The sequence below is a fragment of the Paenisporosarcina sp. P4_D4 genome (assembly GCF_056401835.1).
Window position 1 is genome coordinate 1 of sequence record NZ_JBFUIO010000160.1, and the last position, 3867, is coordinate 3867.

A 3867-nucleotide genomic window follows, 5' to 3' on the forward strand; every position below is an offset into this window, starting at 1 on the left:
GAAATAATTCTTATTCAACTAACGGGTGCTTTAGTTGAATAAGATAAAAGAAAAAGCCTTGTGTTTGTGTTTTTAGAACTGAACAATCTTTACATAAATAATAGTAAATATTTATCTCACCTAATTGAAAATCAACGACTGAAATGAGTTCTTGTTCACCAAGGTCTTGTGTTATCGTGGCAATGTACATCATTTCTTTGTTACAAAACGGACAATCTAAATCCTCAGGAACCTCATCGTACAAAGGAGCACCCATCAATCTACACAAGTATTCTGAACCAAATAAATCAAAAGCTGCATCATAATTTTCTTCATTAGTTGGAATATCTTCGACCTTCATTTCAATAAGTTTTACATTTGTTCTCGGAAGTGGCACCGGTAGCTTATCTTCCTCATCCTGAATCCAATCATCCGTATTTTCTTGACTGATTAGTTGAATAGAAGTACCTCCATCACTTAACTTAAAATATTGAGGTTCCCAAACCATCGAACAATTCAAACACGAAAATAACGGTAAAACAGAAAGTTCCTTAGTTTTTAATTCAGTAAGCCTATCATCATTTAAATCAAAATGGTTTTGATTCTTGGCTCAGGCGTAACATGGATGAGATGAGACTGCCCATCCGGGGACTCATAAGAGAACGATGTCGGCACTCCTCCAGCGAAAGTAATGATCCTAAGTCTATCTGTACTAATAATGGACATTGCTACTATCCGTGAATACTTATTATGTGAACTAAAGCATCTCTTCGGAGGTGCTTTTTATTGTCTTGAAAAAGAAATTGAAGAAATACGAACGTTCATGAAAACAGGAGAATGAAACATTTAGGCGCTCACAAATTGTGGGTGCTTTTTCTATCTTAGATGACAAACTCCTCTTTAAGCTCAATTTTTGTCTTTAGACAGTGTTAATATATTTATAGTTATCCACTGAACACCTTAAATTGTCACTCAAAAGTCATTTTAAACARCTACAATGATATTTATTATTCTATTTTACGCGGAGGAAAGTAAATGAAAAAGCAACATTTAATTACCACGATTACAATTATGTATACGGCTCTTACTTTATATTTTATGTTTTTCTATTTTAATCGCCTAGATCATAGAAGTAATTACATGGATGCAGGTTATGAATTTCTAATTATTCCATCAAGCGTCCCTTTAAATTTCCCTAGTTTCCGGTTTTCTTGGTTGTACGACTTTGGAAATATAGCGGCATTCATCCCCTTTGGTATCCTGTTTCCTTTATTAAAACAAGTTAACTTTGGAAAATTTATAGGCTGGTTTATTATCGTAATTCTTGGATTAGAAATACTACAACCTTTAATGTATCTCGGAACCTTTGATGCTGACGATATTATTTCAAATACAATAGGTGCAATAATAGGCTATGTTGTCTACAAAGTTGGTTTCACATCAAAATTGACTTGTAGGAAGCTCATTGCCTCTTGCTCAGCTGCTATTCTACTGTTAGTTTGTGTAATGTGCGTCTCTGAGATTTTAGATAAGCGCGTAAGTTCTAAACAACCTTTACAGCATATCGAGGAAACGAAGGGGAAGAAGCCACTAATGAAAGATATTCCACACTTCACTATAGCTGGCGATACAATAGAACCCCAATTCAACTTGTACAGTAATGAAGGGAATACTAGCCAAACCTATACTTATAATGTTGAAGGGAAAGAAGAGCTAATTTTTTATCTAAACCTTGGCATTCCAGATACTGAGGAATTTAAGGGTAAAGTAACCATATATACGGATGATGGTGTAAGAATTCAAATAGATGAGGAATACTTAACAGAACCAGGAACATTGGAAATGCCATTAGAAATCCCACTATTTTACGAGACGAAAGAAATGACCATAGTTATTACTGGTAACATAAAACTATGGGATGTAGACTTCACAGAACTAAAGCATTGGTGGGAGTAATCTAGTGACTATAGCGATGTATTACTGTGGCATACATTTAAAGGGATTGGATGTGTCCAATCCCTTTAAGTTCATAAAAAGCCGACCTTATTATGTTAGGCTGCAAAAAGTCCCTTTCCTCTAACCGCACTTACTTATGGTACGGTTCACCGTGATGTATCTCATTGAGGTTTTTCTTATTCATTTAAGAAATATAGTATAAAGTAACAGTGACCGGTTCGTTTCCATTTCAGAAATCGGTCACTTAAACCCATTAAAGTTGCCGCTTTTGCTCTTTTTCCTTGATTCAGGCTTCTACCCCATCCAAAAACAACAATCATTTAGAAAACAGCCTTTTTTAAAAACCCTAAACGTTTTTCCTATTGGTAGCACAATTTTTCCGAAGCATATGTTTATCAGGATCGCTTCTGAACCATAGAAGGATAGCAAAGCAAGTAACAATTCTGATACAGCAGCCTCTGATAGGTTGTTATATACAGAATAGGAAAGAAATATTTTCAAATTCCCTAGTTCATTATTTTAGATGTTCATTTAGAACGTTCTCTTCCAGGACATCAAATGTATCGCCATACACTTTGATAATATGCTTTTCTCCCCATGTACATAGTGAATTTAAGATACCTTGTAAGCTCCATCCATATTCACTTAGCTCATACTCCACTTTTGGAGGAATTTGATTATAAACAATTCTATTAATGACTCCATCTACCTCTAATTCACGTAATTGTTGGGTTAACATCTTCTGTGTAATATCTGGCATAAGACGTTTCAATTCACTTGTTCGTTTCTTACCGTGTGTTAAATGGCATAGAATCACACATTTCCACTTTCCTCCTATCACTTCTAGCGTCGCTTCTACTGAAATATTGTATTTCTTTTTCTTCATATATAATTTCTCCTCATGTATAGGAACTTAAAAGTACCTATAGTACTTTTAAGTGCGTACTTCTCTACTTAATTCATATGTACCATAATAGCATTTATCGGTTGAGTTTTAATGTAATTATTTTTTAGTTTACTTAAAACAAGATCGTTCATACATTACCAAATTATTAAGGAGGAGAAAAATGCCTTTAGATAAAAAACAAAGTACATTAGCACTGTTAGCCTTAGCTATTAGTGCATTTGCAATAGGAACAACAGAATTTATCAGTGTAGGCCTATTACCATTAATAGCGAATGATTTACAAATATCTGTTACGACAGCAGGCTTAACAGTTTCCTTATATGCATTAGGAGTAACATTTGGGGCACCTATTCTAACATCCATTACCTCTAGTATGTCACGAAAATCATTACTACTTTGGATTATGGTTATTTTTATTATAGGCAATAGTATTGCTGCTAGTGCGACAAGCATTGGTGTGTTACTTGTTGCTCGTGTTATTTCTGCCTTTTCACATGGAGTTTTTATGTCCATTGGCTCTACCATCGCTGCAGATTTAGTACCGGAAAATCGAAGAGCTAGTGCCATATCCATTATGTTTTCAGGACTCACGGTAGCAACTGTAACAGGTGTACCATTGGGAACATTAATTGGACAACAATTTGGTTGGAGAATGGCCTTTATCATCATCATTGTCATCGGAGTTATAGCCTTAATCGCGAATAGTATCCTGATTCCATCTAGTTTACGAAAAGGTACTCGTACAACGTTTCGTGATCAGTTCAAATTAGTGACAAATGGTCGCTTATTACTTTTATTTATGATTACTGCCTTAGGTTATGGAGGAACATTCGTTGTCTTTACTTATCTATCACCGATACTACAGGAAATAACAGGATATAAAGAAGGAACAGTTGCTGTGATTCTTCTTGTATATGGTATTGCGATCGCTATTGGCAACATGGTGGGTGGAAAGCTGTCTAATCACAATCCGATTAGAGCATTATTTTACATGTTTATTATACAAGCGGTGATACTATTTATCC

The 3867-nt window shown here is 34.9% G+C and carries 3 protein-coding genes and 1 pseudogene; 2 read left to right on the forward strand and 2 right to left on the reverse strand.

Translation table 11 applies throughout. The features are described 5' to 3' along the window. Window positions 1-10: 10 nt before the first annotated feature. Window positions 11-571 (reverse strand): annotated as a pseudogene (locus AC1DSL_RS16265) (hypothetical protein); the annotation flags it as partial. Between the two features lie 443 nt (window positions 572-1014). Between AC1DSL_RS16265 and AC1DSL_RS16270 the strand changes: the two are divergent. Beyond that, window positions 1015-1935, forward strand: coding sequence for a VanZ family protein (locus AC1DSL_RS16270; RefSeq protein ID WP_016426623.1), 921 nt, complete (start codon window positions 1015-1017; stop codon window positions 1933-1935). 514 nt (window positions 1936-2449) lie between these two features. Here the strand turns inward: AC1DSL_RS16270 and AC1DSL_RS16275 are convergent. Continuing rightward, window positions 2450-2821 (reverse strand): winged helix-turn-helix transcriptional regulator, encoded by a 372-nt coding sequence (locus AC1DSL_RS16275; protein WP_016426622.1) that lies wholly within the window; start codon window positions 2819-2821, stop codon window positions 2450-2452. A 181-nt stretch (window positions 2822-3002) separates the two neighbouring features. Between AC1DSL_RS16275 and AC1DSL_RS16280 the strand changes: the two genes are divergently transcribed. Then, the coding region (locus AC1DSL_RS16280) for an MFS transporter (RefSeq protein WP_477532991.1) at window positions 3003-3867 on the forward strand (865 nt) is incomplete at its 3' end.

What these genes read in the sequence shown, in the direction of transcription:
- AC1DSL_RS16270 (WP_016426623.1), top strand. Translation starts at nt 1,015, where the DNA reads ATGAAAAAGCAACATTTAATTACCACGATTACAATTATGTATACGGCT.
- AC1DSL_RS16275 (WP_016426622.1), bottom strand. Translation starts at nt 2,821, where the DNA reads ATGAAGAAAAAGAAATACAATATTTCAGTAGAAGCGACGCTAGAAGTG.